Here is a 13173-nt window from a genome sequence, read left to right on the forward strand (position 1 = left end):
TTAGCGAATCTAAAGGGAATAACGGGAAAAAGAAAGAAAACAGCGGGGAATCGGCGCTTAAACGCAAGAAAAGTTTAAGAAAGCGGGAGAACAGGTGCGCTCCCGCCTGTCGCTTAATGCAGAATGGCGGTAAATGCGCCCGCCACAATCAGGCCCAGTACAACCAGCGTCGTGACCAGCGAAAATTTCAGATCGGTACTCATGGTATTCTCCTTAAAGACCCCATAAAAATCAGGTAGTGCGCATTTTTGCATAAACGGGCCGAAAAATCCTGCGACATTTAACCAGATATGCGTTTTCCCTCTTCCCCTTTCGATAAAGATAAGCCAAAATTCGTCGCTACTTTATTCGGTACCGGCCATCGACCCCTCCTCACGAAAAATGTCGCGTTTCCCGGCATGCCGCACTCCCCTCGCGGCAGTCAGGGGTGTGTACAGGCAAACGATTAACCCGTGATTTTGCAGGGCTCAGCCAGGGGTCTGGAGTGATTATTAATGGCAACAATTAAAGACGTCGCGAAGCGAGCCAACGTTTCCACAACAACAGTCTCACATGTGATTAACAAAACCCGTTTTGTGGCGGAAGAGACGCGCAATGCGGTTTGGGCGGCTATCAAAGAATTACACTATTCGCCAAGCGCCGTGGCGCGCAGCCTGAAGGTGAATCACACCAAATCTATCGGGCTGCTGGCGACCAGTAGCGAAGCGCCCTATTTCGCCGAAATCATTGAAGCGGTTGAAAACAGCTGCTTCGCCAAAGGCTATACGCTGATTTTAGGCAACGCGCATAACAACCTGGAAAAGCAGCGCGCGTATCTGTCTATGATGGCGCAAAAGCGCGTCGACGGCCTGCTGGTGATGTGTTCGGAATACCCGCAGCCGCTGCTTTCCACGCTTGAAGAGTACCGTCATATCCCGATGGTGGTGATGGACTGGGGCGAAGCGAAAGCCGATTTTACCGACTCGGTTATCGATAACGCTTTTCAGGGCGGTTATCTCGCCGGGCGTTATCTGATTGAGCGCGGCCATCGCGATATCGGCGTGATCCCGGGGCAGCTTGAGCGCAACACCGGCGTCGGGCGTTTCTCAGGCTTTATGAAAGCGCTGGAAGAAGCGGCCATTAAAGTGCCGGAAAACTGGATCGTGCAGGGCGATTTCGAGCCGGAATCCGGTTACCGGGCGATGCAGCAGATCCTCTCGCAGCCGCAGCGCCCGACTGCCGTGTTCTGCGGCGGCGATATCATGGCGATGGGCGCTATCTGCGCCGCCGATGAGATGGGCCTGCGCGTGCCGCAGGATATTTCCATCATCGGCTACGATAACGTGCGCAATGCGCGTTTCTTTAGCCCGGCGCTGACGACTATCCATCAGCCAAAAGAGACGCTTGGCCAGACCGCGTTCAATATGCTGCTCGACCGCATCGTGAATAAGCGCGAAGAGTCGCAGACCATCGAGGTGCATCCGCGCCTGATCGAACGCCGCTCGGTGGCGGACGGCCCGTTCCGCGACTATCGCCGTTAATCCTTCCGGGAGCCGTATTACTGCGGCTCCCGCAGCCACTCCTTGTTCAGCGTTTCACTGTCCCCCAGATAATCGAGCAGCCAGCGCAGCGCGGGCGAGGCGTCGCTTTGCCGCCACGTCAGACAGCAGGCGGCGTCCGGGAACGGGTTTTCCAGCGTCAACGTGCGCCACTCCCCGCTATCGAGCCATGGCTTCGCGAAATGCGTCGGCACCATGCCTATACAGAGCCCCTCGCTGAGCGCATCGGCGGCGCAGTGCCAGTCCGGCACCACCACGCGCCGCTGGTTATCCAGAAGCCAGGTAATGCGCTTGGGCAGCGATCGCGATGTATCTTCCAGCACCAGCGAGGGGTAATCGCGCAGCCTGTCGTCGCTGAGCGCGCCCGCGTGCTGTGCCAGCGGATGATGGTGCGCCACTACGCAACGCCAGCTCAGCATGCCCATATCACGAAACGCGAAGCGCCCGCCGACCGGGATCGCCTGCGTGGCGCCGATGGCAAGTTCCACGCGCCCGTCCGCCAGCGCGTCCCAGACGCCGTTAAAGACTTCCTGTGAAACCTGCAACTCGACATCGGAAAAGTGCCGGTAGAAATCAAGCACCAGCCGCCGGACGCGTTCCGGGCGCACGATATTATCCACCGCGATGGAGAGCTGTCCGCGCCATCCGTTGGCGATTTGCTGGCACTGCTGACGGGTGATCATCATTTTTTTGATAACAGAACGCCCTTCCCGCAAAAACCAGGCTCCGGCTGGCGTCAGAACCACATCGCGATGGCGGCGCTCAAAGAGCGATACCGCAAGCCACTCCTCAAGCTGGCGCACCGTATAGCTGACGGCAGAAGGCACGCGGTGCAGTTCTGCGGCGGCTGCGGTAAAGCTGCCGGTGCGCGCCACGGCGTCCACCACTTCCAGGGAATATTCAGACCACATTATCTGCCTGCAAATTTTTTGAATGGAATGGGCAAATATTAGCGTTTCACAAGCGGGATTGCACTCCGTACACTCCTGGCTCTTTCGCGTAATAAGAAGTGAGTTAATGTGATGCGACCTGATAAAGGATTTCTTTGCTGGCTGGCCGGGCTGAGCGTGCTCGGTTTTCTGGCGACCGACATGTACCTGCCCGCGTTCGCCGTTATTGAAGCGGATCTGCACACAGCACCTTCGGCTATCAGCGCCTCGCTAAGCCTCTTCCTGGCGGGTTTCGCGCTGGCGCAGCTAGTCTGGGGCCCGCTTTCTGACCGTTTTGGCCGTCGTCCGGTTTTGCTGGCGGGGCTTGGGATTTTCGCGCTTGGCTGCCTTGGCACCGTCTGGGTTGAGAGCGCGGGCGCGCTGCTGGCCCTGCGCTTTATTCAGGCCGTGGGCGTTTGTTCCGCCGCAGTAAGCTGGCAGGCGCTGGTGACCGACCGCTACCCGGCGCAGCAGGCGCGTCGTATCTTCGCGACCATTATGCCGCTGGTGGGGCTTTCTCCGGCCCTGGCACCGCTGCTCGGCAGCTGGATCCTGAATCACTTTTCCTGGCAGGCGATTTTTGTGGTGCTGTTTGCCATTACGGTGGCGCTGATGATTCCGGCCCTGCGTCTGCCCTCCGGCGCGCCTCAGGGCAATAAAGGCGGCGAGCCGCTGAGCTTTATGATGCTGCTGCGCTCGCGCGTCTACAGCGGCAATGTGCTGATTTATGCCGCCTGCTCCGCCAGTTTCTTCGCCTGGCTCACCGGTTCGCCGTTTATTCTGCATGAGATGGGTTACAGCCCGGCGGTAATAGGACTGAGCTACGTGCCGCAAACTATCGCGTTTCTGATTGGCGGCTATGGCTGTCGCAGTGCGCTGCAAAAATGGAATGGCGAAACGCTGCTGCCGTGGCTGCTGGCAGGCTTCGCGCTGAGCGTGCTCGCCACCTGGCTTGTGGGGTTAAGCGACGCCGTTACGCTCACCACACTGCTTATTCCCTTCTGCCTGATGGCGATGGCGAACGGGGCGATTTACCCTATCGTGGTCGCCGCTGCGCTGCTGCCGTTCCCGCAGGCCACCGGGCGCGCCGCCGCGCTGCAAAACACGCTCCAGCTGGGGCTCTGTTTTGTGGCAAGCCTGGTGGTGTCGTGGCTGGTCGCTACCCCGTTGCTGTCAACCACCAGCGTTATGCTGGCGACAGTGGTACTGGCGGGCCTCGGCTTTCGGTTGCGTGGCCGTCAACGGTTTACGCAATCATCAGCCGCGTGAAAATATGAAATTTTTGTGATTAGCTTGCTAACGGTCAACAGTTGAATCATCGTAAAGCGAGGCCTATACTGGTTCGCGGCTCTACGATAATTAGCATAAATATTATGTAGTAACGGGAGCTGCTGGCTCCCGTTTTTATTTGGAATGACATTTCTGGCAAGGGTCATCTCCCTTCCTCTGTTCTACGTCGGATATCAGGCTCGCGGACCTTTCCGTGATATTTCTCACATACCGAAAATTGCGACTACGCTGTTTGAAGGTTCTGATCACATCAGTGATGGAGAAGCTATGAGTTCATCGTGTATAGAAGAAGTCAGCATACCGGATAACCACTGGTATCGCATCGCAACTGAACTGCTCAGCCGGGCCGGGATCGCCGTTAACGGCGCTGCTCCTTCCGACATTCAGGTGAAAAATCCTGACTTTTTTAAACGGGTGTTACAGGAAGGTTCCCTCGGTCTTGGCGAAAGCTATATGGATGGCTGGTGGGAGTGCGAGCGGCTCGATCTCTTTTTCACTAAAGTGCTGCGCGCGGGGCTGGAAGAGCAACTGCCACGTCACCTGAAAGATACGCTGCGTATTCTCGGCGCTCGTTTGTTCAATCTGCAAACCAAAAAACGCGCCTGGATTGTCGGCAAAGAACATTACGATCTTGGTAACGATCTGTTCAGCCGCATGCTCGACCCATACATGCAGTACTCCTGCGGCTACTGGAAAGAGGCGGACAACCTGGAAGACGCCCAGCAGGCGAAGTTAAAACTTATCTGCGAAAAACTTCAGCTTAAGCCTGGCATGACGCTGCTGGATATCGGCTGCGGCTGGGGCGGATTGGCGGCGTTTGCCGCGCGCCATTATGGCGTATCGGTCACCGGCGTGACCATCTCCGCCGAGCAGCAAAAAATGGCGCAGGAACGCTGCCAGGGGCTGGACGTCACCATTCTGTTGCAGGATTACCGCGATCTCGATTCGCAGTTTGACCGCATCGTCTCGGTAGGCATGTTTGAGCATGTTGGCCCGAAAAACTACGCCACCTATTTTGAGGTTGCCGACCGCAGCCTCAAGCCCGACGGGCTTTTCCTGCTGCATACCATCGGCTCACGGAAAACGGATAACAACGTAGACCCGTGGATTGATAAGTACATCTTTCCGAATGGCTGCCTGCCTTCGGCGCGCCAGATAGCCGCCGCCAGCGAGCCGCGCTTTGTGATGGAAGACTGGCATAACTTCGGGGCGGACTACGATAAAACGCTGATGGCCTGGTATGCGCGCTTCCTGGCCGCCTGGCCGGAAATTGCGGATAACTATTCCGAGCGTTTTAAACGCATGTTTACCTATTATCTCAACGCCTGTGCGGGTGCCTTCCGCGCGCGGGATATCCAGCTGTGGCAGGTAGTCTTCAGCCGCGGCGTGGAAAACGGCCTGCGCGTCGCCCGTTAAGCGTCCACCCCGGCGCATGCCGGGGGCTTTTTGCCACTCTCTCTTCCTCGCTTTGTGATATTTCTCACGCTTTCGCGACGTTTCCTTCGATAAAAGTGATCCCGGCAGCAATCAGGTGACAGATACATGGAAACCGGTTTCCGTTTTGTTTCAAACTGAGCGCTATTCCCTCTGCCTGATTAAGGAAACGTGTCATGAGTCTGTACCAGAGTATGGTCCATGTTATTGAAAATAAAATTACACCGCTGGCGGGTGCGATGGGGTCGCAGCGTCACGTGGTGGCTATCAGGGACGGTTTCCTTGCCGCCCTGCCGTTTATGATTATCGGTTCGTTTCTGCTGGTTTTTATCTTCCCGCCTTTCTCGCCGGATACGCAAATTGGCTTTTGTCGCGCATGGCTCGATCTCTCGCTGAAATATCGCGAACAGCTGATGCTGCCGTTTAATCTCAGCATGGGCGTCATGACGTTTTTTATCTCGGTCGGTATTGGCGCGAGTCTTGGCAAGCACTATAAGCTTGACCTTATCATGACCGGCCTGCTGGCGTTTATGGCCTTTCTGCTGGTGGCGGCGCCCTATAAAGACGGGCAAATTTCCACGCAGTATTTCTCAGGTCAGGGCATTTTCACCGCGCTTATTACCGCGATTTACGCGAGCGAAATGTATGCCTTTCTGAAGCGCCACAACATCACTATCCGCCTGCCAAAAGAGGTGCCGACCGGCGTCGCGCGCTCGTTTGAGATTTTGATCCCGGTGGTGGTCATTGTCCTTACGCTTCATCCGCTTAACCTTATCATTGAATCCACCACCGGCATGATCCTGCCGGAAGCGATCATGCACCTGCTTTCACCGCTGGTCGCGGCGTCTGACTCCCTCCCGGCCATTCTGATTTCCGTTTTGATCTGCCAGATCCTGTGGTTTGCCGGTATTCACGGCGCACTGATCGTCACCGGCATTATGAACCCGTTCTGGATGGCGAACCTCTCCGCCAACCAGGCCGCACTAGCGGCGGGCCAGGCGCTGCCGCATATCTATCTGCAAGGGTTCTGGGATCACTACCTGCTGATTGGCGGCGTCGGCTCTACTCTCCCACTGGCGTTCCTGCTGCTGCGCAGCCGCGCGGTGCATCTGCGTACCATCGGTAAAATGGGCGTCGTGCCGAGTATGTTTAACATCAACGAACCGATTCTGTTTGGCGCACCGGTCATTATGAACCCGGTCTTTTTCCTGCCGTTTATTCTGGTGCCGATGGTGAACGCCGTTCTTGCCTGGACCGCGACCAAACTCGGCTGGCTGGCGCAGGTCGTCTCGCTGACGCCGTGGACCACGCCCGCGCCCATCGGCGCGTCGTGGGCTGCGAACTGGGCTTTCAGTCCGGTCATCATGTGCCTGATTTGTATGGTGATGTCGGCGTTAATGTACTACCCGTTTGTGAAAGCCTACGAGCGCACCCTGCAAAAGCAGGAAGCGGCGCAGAACAACATCGAAGGTGACGCTGTCACGAATAATGCCTGATTTTATCGCGCCTGCCCTGTTGGCAGGCGCCTGACTACGCTATGAGGATGGATATGCACTACTCATTTCCTGAAGGATTCTGGTGGGGCAGCGCCAGCTCGGCGCCGCAAACTGAGGGTGAAAGCCTGAGCCACGGCAAAACGCCAACAACATGGGATCACTGGTTCCGCCTGCAGCCAGAGCGTTTCCACCACGGCGTTGGCCCGGCGCAGACCTCCACGTTTTATCAGCACTGGAAAGAAGACATCGCGCTACTCAAGGCGCTTAACCATAATACCTTCCGCACGTCCATCTCCTGGGCGCGCCTGATCCCCGATGGCACCGGCGCGGTGAATCAGGAAGCCGTCGCCTTCTACAATCAGGTGATTGATGAGCTTCTGCGCCAGGGCATTACGCCATTCATAAACCTGTTCCACTTCGATATGCCGTTAGCGCTGCAGGAACAGGGCGGCTTTGAGAACCGTAAAGTTATCGACGCGTTTGAAGCCTATGCCCGCACCTGCTTTGAACTGTTTGGCGACAGAGTGACGCACTGGTTTACCTTCAACGAACCGATTGTGCCGGTGGAAGGCGGTTACCTCTATGACTTCCACTACCCGAACGTAGTCGATTTCCGCCGCGCCGCGACTGTCGCCTACCACACGATGCTGGCCCATGCCCGTGCGGTGAAGGCCTACCACGAGCGTAACGACGGCGGCGAAATCGGTATTATTCTGAACCTCACCCCTTCTTACCCGCGTTCACAAAACCCGGCAGACGTGAAAGCGGCGCACATCGCCGATCTGATGTTCAACCGCAGCTTCCTTGATCCGGCGCTGCGCGGCAGTTACCCGGAAGATTTAGTCGCGCTGCTGGCGCAATACGATCAACTCCCTGCGTGCCAGCCCGGCGATAAAGAGCTGCTGGCGGCGGGTGTGGTGGATCTGCTCGGCATCAACTACTATCAGCCGCGTCGCATTCAGTGTCGTGATTCGCAGGTCAATCCGGAGAGCCCGTTCATGCCGGAGTGGTTCTTCAGCGCTTATGAAATGCCTGGCCGCAAAATGAACCCGTATCGCGGCTGGGAAATTTATGAGAAGGGCGTCTACGACATCCTCACCCGCCTGCGTGTAGAGTATGGCAACCCGCGCTGCTATATCTCAGAAAACGGCATGGGCGTTGAGAATGAGCAGCGCTTCGAGCGCGACGGACAGATTCAGGATGATTACCGCATCGAGTTTGTGCGCGACCACCTGAAATGGCTGCATAAGGGCATCAGCGAAGGCAGCCGCTGTCTGGGCTACCACATGTGGACCTTCATTGACAACTGGTCCTGGTGCAACGCTTACAAGAACCGCTACGGCTTTGTATCGCTCGATCTGGAAAGCCAGAAACGCACGATCAAAAAGAGCGGTGAATGGTACCGCCAGGTAGCGGTAAAGAACGGGTTTGATGAGTAACCGAGTGGCGGCCTTCGCGCCGCCACGCTTTGCAGGAAAACACGATGTCCACCATTAATGATGTCGCGCGCCTGGCGCGCGTCTCGAAAGCCACTGTTTCCCGCGTACTTAGCGGCAATCGCGGCGTCAAGGAAGAGAGCCGTCTCGCGGTGCTGCGTGCCGCCGAGATGCTGAACTATCAGCCGAACGCCATTGCGCAGTCGCTCTCAAGCCAGATGACTCACTGCATCGGCGTGATTTGCGCCAGCGAACATATTCAGCAGGCCACCTGCTGGCTACAGGCGCTGGAAAAAGAGCTCAGCCGGCACGGTAAACACCTTCTGCTGCGTTTTGCGAGTACGCCGCAAGAGGTGACACGCGCCCGCGCCGAGCTGGATTCAGGCCTCTGCGACGCGCTGATGATTGTCGGGGCCCGCTTTCCTCTGCCGCCGCTTGATGACGACGTGATTCTGGTGGACTGTCTGAGTGCGGCAACCGCACAGGGGATTTTGTTCGACTGGTTGTTTGCCGCGCAGACGGCGGTGCAGTATTTATGCAGCCACCAGCGGCGCGATATCGCGCTGATTAACTTCCCGGCGGGCGATGCGGCAGCAGAGATCTTACAGGGCTATCGCCAGGCGGCGGAAAACCACCTGATCCCGTTTCATCGCCAGCGCGTCATTGAAGATGAGCCGGTGCTGCGTATCGCCCTGCAAAAACTCATTAACAGCGGCGTGAAATTTAATGCGCTGCTGGTGACCGATGACAGCCAGGCGCGCGAAGCGGTGGCGATGCTGCGCGAATACCGTTTCGCGGTGCCGGAGCAGGTGCTGGTGTTCAGTCTTGAGAGCTCAGGGCGCGGTGTGGGGCTTGAGAGCGTTCCGGCCATCGGGTATTCGCTGGACAGTATCGCCCGGCAGGCGGTGGCGCTACTTTCAGGCGGCGCGCCGGGCGAACGGGTACGCGGAACGCTGGTGAGCGCCTGAGCGTACCCGCGATAGATTATTCGGCGGGGTGAAGCTGGGCGGTAATGGCCGCTGCGGCTTCGCGAGACGCCAGTACACGCTCAACCGTATCCACCACAGCCTGGGTCTGCGGATCGATTTCAATATTCACCCGCTGGCCCAGTTTTTTCGTGCCAAGCGTGGTGCGCTGAAGCGTTTCCGGAATCAGGAAAACGCAGAACCGCGTCGCCGTCACTTCCCCTACCGTCAGGCTGATACCGTCAATGCCGATATAGCCTTTATGCAGGATATACTTCATCAGCGTCGGATCCTGAATTTTAAACCAGATCTGCCGGTTATTTTCAGACGTCAGGATCTTCGCCACCTCCGCCGTGGTCATAATATGCCCGGACATTAAATGCCCGCCAATTTCATCGCTGAATTTCGCGGCGCGTTCAATGTTGACCACATCGCCGGTCTGTAAATCCCCAAGGTTAGTAATGCGCAGCGTTTCTTTCATTAAATCGAAGCTGACACGGTTGCCGTTAATTTCCGTTACCGTCAGGCAGCAGCCGTTGTGCGCCACCGATGCGCCCGTCTCAAGCCCCGGCAGCAGCTCATCTGGCAGCTCCACAACATGGGTGCGGAAATTCGGTTTTTCATCGATAGCCACGACTTTCGCGGTGCCCTGAACAATACCGGTAAACATATTTTGCCACTCCTCGATTCGCTAACATGGCGGCGCGCGGCCGCGAGATTCATAACCAGAACAATAACAGGTGGAATATGCCCTTGCCAGCCTGAGCGGTCTTAAGCGCATTATTTCACTGGCTTAATAGTGAACTCTCGCTACAATAGTCTGACTAATTCCCCTGCATTTTCTTCTTGCTGCCCGTTGCGGCGGCTTTTTTGTCTCTCAAATAACAACAATATACAGGTGTTCACGTGCAGAAGTATTTTGTCGAAGCGCGTCAGTTATTAGCTCTGGCAATCCCGGTGATTTTCGCGCAAATCGCCCAGACCTCGATGGGGGTTGTCGATACCGTTATGGCTGGTGGCTACAGCGCCACCGATATGGCGGCGGTCGCCATCGGGACCTCTATCTGGCTCCCCGCCATCCTCTTTGGTCACGGCCTGCTGCTGGCGCTCACGCCAGTCATCGCTCAGCTTAACGGCTCCGGTCGCCGGGACCGCATCGCGCATCAGGTGCAGCAAGGCTTTGTGCTGGCCGGGCTGGTCTCTGTGCTTATCATGCTGGTGTTGTGGAACGCCGGTTATATCATCCACGCGATGCACAATATCGACCCGGTTCTCGCCAACAAAGCGGTGAATTACCTGCGCGCGCTGTTGTGGGGCGCGCCGGGATATCTTTTCTTTCAGGTGATGCGTAACCAGTGTGAAGGGCTCGCCAAAACCACGCCGGGCATGGCGATGGGCTTTATCGGCCTGCTGGTGAATATTCCTGTGAACTATATCTTCATTTATGGTCATTTTGGTATGCCGGAACTGGGCGGCGTCGGTTGCGGCGTGGCGACTGCGTCGGTGTACTGGGTGATGTTTTTCTGCATGCGCTTCTGGGTTAAACGCGCAGGCTCGATGCGTGATATTCGGCCTGAGCCCGCAAGCCGCCGCTTTGACTGGCCGGTCATCCGTCGTCTCGCGCAGATTGGTATGCCGGTGGCGCTGGCGCTGTTTTTTGAGGTCACGTTGTTTGCGGTCGTGGCGCTGTTAGTGTCGCCGCTCGGGATTGTCGATGTCGCGGGCCACCAGATTGCGCTCAACTTTAGCTCGCTCATGTTTGTACTGCCGATGTCGATGAGCGCTGCGGTGACCATTCGCGTCGGTTTCCGTCTCGGGCAGGGTTCGACGCTTGAGGCACAGACCTCGGCACGGACAGGCATTATCGTCGGCATCTGCCTTGCCGTGCTGACGGCCCTCTTCACTGTGGTATTCCGCGAGCCTATCGCCCTGCTCTATAACGACAACCCGGAAGTGGTCACTCTCGCCTCGCATCTGATGCTGCTGGCGGCGATTTATCAGATTTCGGATTCGATTCAGGTGATCGGCAGTGGCGTCCTGCGTGGCTATAAAGACACGCGATCGATTTTCTTTATCACCTTCATCGCCTACTGGGTGCTGGGTCTGCCGAGCGGCTACATTCTGGGTCTGACCGACTGGGTCGTGGAACCCATGGGCCCGGCGGGCTTCTGGTTTGGCTTTATACTCGGCCTGACCTCTGCCGCTATCATGATGATGTGGCGTATGCGTTACCTGCAACGTCAGCCCTCGGAAACCATACTGGCGCGTGCCGCGCGTTAATCCAGACGCCGCCCCGTGGGCGGCGTTTTTTTATCCGTCTGAAGCCTGCCTGCCCAACACGCCGATCACTTTGTCAGCATTCTGCGCAAATACGCGGCAATCGCGTGAAAAATGAAAGAAAATTGACGTTTTCCCCTTGCCAGCTGACGGGGCTGCCGTTAATATTCGTCCCCGCTGTCACACAGCAATGCGTTCATAGCTCAGTTGGTTAGAGCACCACCTTGACATGGTGGGGGTCGTTGGTTCGAGTCCAATTGAACGCACCATCCTAATGTGCGTCCGTAGCTCAGTTGGTTAGAGCACCACCTTGACATGGTGGGGGTCGGTGGTTCGAGTCCACTCGGACGCACCATTCAGTTGTCTTCAGGTTTCCTCTTTCTGTTTCGTCCTAAACCTTCTGATGCACGTCATCTCACCTAGTCTTTCAGACTGTGCCTGCACATGATTTCGTATTATGCGGATTCTGTGGTAGTTACCAGTGGCAAATCTGATGAAGGTCATCATTACGCCACTGTACCCTGCCGATGACGGCGTTATGCCTGGTGCGCACGCCCCGGACCGCTTCCTGCGCGCCGTCATTCAGGCCGGACGGCTCGCGGTACGGCAGGCGGACGTCAAAATGATAGTTAAGCTGGCCGTCGGCAAGGATTTATATATTCATTTTCCGGATGCTATCTACCAGTGTGCAGCAGTCAAACTCCGCACAAGAAAGTAAATGCCAGGCGAACTGTAAGTCCGCTTCTCACAACTGGTTCATGAGGTCATATTTTGGGCTGTATTAGAGCTCTGTCATCAACGGTAACAAACCAAGATCCAGAAGCCTTATTTCTATATCATTTGCTTTACGGATGTGTTCTATGTTGTTTCCGTCAAATATTTCGTCGGTTGAAATCACTATGGTTCCTTTTTGCTTTTCAGCAACTACAACAGGTATAACCTTCGACGCCTCGGTAATTAAATCTGGCAGTATTATTGCCGGAATATAAATCATCCACCCCACATACATCCGATCAGGAAATACATTCTTATTAGCGTTCCAGTAACCATTTGTGTTTATAGATGCATATACACCCTCTTTATTACAAATCAAAGACATTAAAAATTGAACAATTTTATTTATATTTACTTCCGCCTCATTACACGTAAAGCTAATTTCTAGATTCGTTTTTTTTAAGTTTTCGATGTGTTTTTTTATATAGTTTATTGAACATACCTTACTATCGATTTCGCCATCCCACACTCCCTCAATAATAAGCGGATAGTCTTTTTTAATTAGGTTGCGCCATCTTTTAACGACTTCAGCCTCTGCGTTTTTATGGTCAAAAACCACATGCTCTAGTGCTTTCTTTCTTGAATATCCTTTTTCATACCATCTTTTTTTAGTTCCCAACAATATATCAATTAATTCTGAAACATAAAAAAGCTCATCGAGACATAACTCTACTTTAGGAAACCCAGCATCTTCATAGTAAATATTTGCTGATATTCTTATCATGGCAACCACCTTGTAATTATATCTTTGAAACCCTTGAATATATTAGAAAAATAACGATAACTAACTGGCTGTTTAAAAAACCAGGCAATTTTTAATGGCTGATTTACTGACGCGACAGCCTGATGGCGCGCGGCTTGGCCTAGGCCACTTTTATATCCTTTCCACCATCCTTTGGGATCACCAAATGCATCAAAAAACTGATCATACCGTGCCTTTGCTTCCCAGAACTGGCACAGCTGAGCTTTCCACCCATCAAACGATACGCCGCAGTATTTATATTCCTCTATCTCTTGTACTTGAAATCAATATT

At 55.2% G+C, this 13173-nt stretch carries 13 protein-coding genes and 2 tRNA genes; 10 read left to right on the forward strand and 5 right to left on the reverse strand.

The window, feature by feature from the left end; translation table 11 throughout:
- Window positions 1-113: 113 nt before the first annotated feature.
- Window positions 114-203 carry a cytochrome bd-I oxidase subunit CydH gene (gene cydH / locus G6041_RS06230; RefSeq protein WP_015386754.1) on the reverse strand — a complete coding sequence of 30 codons (90 nt, stop codon included), beginning with the start codon at window positions 201-203 and terminating at the stop codon, window positions 114-116.
- 291 nt (window positions 204-494) lie between these two features.
- On the opposite strand from cydH, the gene purR reads away from it, so the two are divergent.
- Complete coding sequence (gene purR / locus G6041_RS06235; RefSeq protein WP_012124922.1) at window positions 495-1520, forward strand: HTH-type transcriptional repressor PurR; 1026 nt, start codon at window positions 495-497, stop codon at window positions 1518-1520.
- A gap of 17 nt (window positions 1521-1537) precedes the next feature.
- On the opposite strand, the gene punR is transcribed toward purR, so the two are convergent.
- Window positions 1538-2449, reverse strand: coding sequence for a DNA-binding transcriptional activator PunR (punR, locus tag G6041_RS06240; protein ID WP_012124923.1), 912 nt, complete (start codon window positions 2447-2449; stop codon window positions 1538-1540).
- 111 nt (window positions 2450-2560) lie between these two features.
- On the opposite strand from punR, the gene punC reads away from it, so the two are divergent.
- The 5 genes from punC to G6041_RS06265 all read left to right on the forward strand — a co-directional run bounded on the left by punC (window position 2561) and on the right by G6041_RS06265 (window position 9091).
- Window positions 2561-3736, forward strand: a complete 1176-nt coding sequence (gene punC / locus G6041_RS06245; RefSeq protein ID WP_012124924.1) for a purine nucleoside transporter PunC — start codon at window positions 2561-2563, stop codon at window positions 3734-3736.
- Window positions 3737-4024: 288 nt separating this feature from the next.
- The gene (gene cfa / locus G6041_RS06250; RefSeq protein WP_166491637.1) at window positions 4025-5173 is read left to right on the forward strand and encodes a cyclopropane fatty acyl phospholipid synthase; all 1149 of its coding nucleotides are present in this window, start codon (window positions 4025-4027) and stop codon (window positions 5171-5173) included.
- 194 nt (window positions 5174-5367) lie between these two features.
- A complete protein-coding gene (locus G6041_RS06255) occupies window positions 5368-6687 on the forward strand; it encodes a PTS sugar transporter subunit IIC (protein WP_084999309.1) in 1320 nt (439 codons plus the stop codon).
- A gap of 53 nt (window positions 6688-6740) precedes the next feature.
- Window positions 6741-8126, forward strand: a complete 1386-nt coding sequence (locus tag G6041_RS06260; RefSeq protein WP_041460712.1) for a glycoside hydrolase family 1 protein — start codon at window positions 6741-6743, stop codon at window positions 8124-8126.
- Window positions 8127-8170: 44 nt separating this feature from the next.
- Window positions 8171-9091: a LacI family DNA-binding transcriptional regulator gene (locus G6041_RS06265; RefSeq protein ID WP_012124928.1), complete on the forward strand. Its 921-nt coding sequence runs from the start codon at window positions 8171-8173 to the stop codon at window positions 9089-9091.
- A 16-nt stretch (window positions 9092-9107) separates the two neighbouring features.
- Here G6041_RS06265 and G6041_RS06270 read toward each other — a convergent pair whose 3' ends face one another.
- Window positions 9108-9758 carry a riboflavin synthase gene (locus G6041_RS06270; protein WP_007849599.1) on the reverse strand — a complete coding sequence of 217 codons (651 nt, stop codon included), beginning with the start codon at window positions 9756-9758 and terminating at the stop codon, window positions 9108-9110.
- A 236-nt stretch (window positions 9759-9994) separates the two neighbouring features.
- On the opposite strand from G6041_RS06270, the gene mdtK reads away from it, so the two are divergent.
- The 4 genes from mdtK to G6041_RS06290 all read left to right on the forward strand — a co-directional run bounded on the left by mdtK (window position 9995) and on the right by G6041_RS06290 (window position 12083).
- Window positions 9995-11368, forward strand: coding sequence for an MdtK family multidrug efflux MATE transporter (gene mdtK, locus G6041_RS06275; protein WP_012124929.1), 1374 nt, complete (start codon window positions 9995-9997; stop codon window positions 11366-11368).
- Between the two features lie 189 nt (window positions 11369-11557).
- Window positions 11558-11634 (forward strand) — tRNA-Val (locus tag G6041_RS06280).
- 9 nt (window positions 11635-11643) lie between these two features.
- A tRNA-Val gene (locus G6041_RS06285) sits at window positions 11644-11720 on the forward strand.
- Between the two features lie 138 nt (window positions 11721-11858).
- Window positions 11859-12083 carry a hypothetical protein gene (locus G6041_RS06290; RefSeq protein ID WP_012124931.1) on the forward strand — a complete coding sequence of 75 codons (225 nt, stop codon included), beginning with the start codon at window positions 11859-11861 and terminating at the stop codon, window positions 12081-12083.
- A 63-nt stretch (window positions 12084-12146) separates the two neighbouring features.
- Here the strand turns inward: G6041_RS06290 and G6041_RS06295 are convergent, their stop codons facing one another.
- A complete protein-coding gene (locus G6041_RS06295) occupies window positions 12147-12863 on the reverse strand; it encodes an Imm52 family immunity protein (protein ID WP_054628740.1) in 717 nt (238 codons plus the stop codon).
- Window positions 12860-13150 (reverse strand): Tox-REase-5 domain-containing protein, encoded by a 291-nt coding sequence (locus tag G6041_RS06300; protein WP_227003075.1) that lies wholly within the window; start codon window positions 13148-13150, stop codon window positions 12860-12862. Before G6041_RS06300 ends, G6041_RS06295 begins: the two co-directional genes overlap by 4 nt.
- Window positions 13151-13173 lie beyond the last annotated feature (23 nt).

Source organism: Cronobacter sp. HA18003, from assembly GCF_011605905.1.
Taxonomy (GTDB): domain Bacteria; phylum Pseudomonadota; class Gammaproteobacteria; order Enterobacterales; family Enterobacteriaceae; genus Cronobacter; species Cronobacter sakazakii.

Coding starts and splice junctions, on each gene's coding strand:
- G6041_RS06265 (WP_012124928.1), top strand. CDS start 8,171: ATGTCCACCATTAATGATGTCGCGCGCCTGGCGCGCGTCTCGAAAGCC.
- punC (WP_012124924.1), top strand. CDS start 2,561: ATGCGACCTGATAAAGGATTTCTTTGCTGGCTGGCCGGGCTGAGCGTG.
- punR (WP_012124923.1), bottom strand. CDS start 2,449: ATGTGGTCTGAATATTCCCTGGAAGTGGTGGACGCCGTGGCGCGCACC.
- G6041_RS06255 (WP_084999309.1), top strand. CDS start 5,368: ATGAGTCTGTACCAGAGTATGGTCCATGTTATTGAAAATAAAATTACA.
- G6041_RS06270 (WP_007849599.1), bottom strand. CDS start 9,758: ATGTTTACCGGTATTGTTCAGGGCACCGCGAAAGTCGTGGCTATCGAT.
- G6041_RS06290 (WP_012124931.1), top strand. CDS start 11,859: ATGAAGGTCATCATTACGCCACTGTACCCTGCCGATGACGGCGTTATG.
- purR (WP_012124922.1), top strand. CDS start 495: ATGGCAACAATTAAAGACGTCGCGAAGCGAGCCAACGTTTCCACAACA.
- cfa (WP_166491637.1), top strand. CDS start 4,025: ATGAGTTCATCGTGTATAGAAGAAGTCAGCATACCGGATAACCACTGG.
- cydH (WP_015386754.1), bottom strand. CDS start 203: ATGAGTACCGATCTGAAATTTTCGCTGGTCACGACGCTGGTTGTACTG.
- G6041_RS06295 (WP_054628740.1), bottom strand. CDS start 12,863: ATGATAAGAATATCAGCAAATATTTACTATGAAGATGCTGGGTTTCCT.
- G6041_RS06260 (WP_041460712.1), top strand. CDS start 6,741: ATGCACTACTCATTTCCTGAAGGATTCTGGTGGGGCAGCGCCAGCTCG.